1 protein-coding gene is annotated in these 321 nt (G+C 35.8%); it reads left to right on the top strand.

The window, feature by feature from the left end:
• On the top strand, window positions 1-113 hold a 113-nt coding region (locus ACTHSP_RS23315), incomplete at its 5' end, for a ribosomal protein L7/L12 (RefSeq protein WP_440347157.1).
• Window positions 114-321: the final 208 nt, after the last annotated feature.

The following is a 321-nucleotide window of genomic DNA, read 5'->3' as shown; positions in this document are numbered from 1 at the left end:
AAGACATCGTTGACGGTGCACCTAAAACTCTGAAAGAAGGTGTTTCTAAAGCTGAAGCTGAAGACATCCAAAAACAATTGGAAGAAGCCGGCGCTAAAGTCGAAATCAAATAATTTGATGCTTCCTATGAAGGCTGGCAGTTTTCTGCCAGCCTTATTTTGCTTCTTAAAATAAGCATCAGGCATTGTTTACATTTATTTGCATAGTCTTTATAAAATCATTGCAAATAAATGTAAATATTAAATTGATGCATGCCGTTGTTTCAGACGGCCTATTATTTAAAATTGCTTTTCGGAGTGTATATGAGCTATTCGTTTACCG

Source organism: Neisseria sp. P0001.S005 (genome assembly GCF_051963715.1).
Note: the sequence above shows the minus strand (reverse complement) of the source record. Positions and strands in the feature narration are given on the sequence as shown.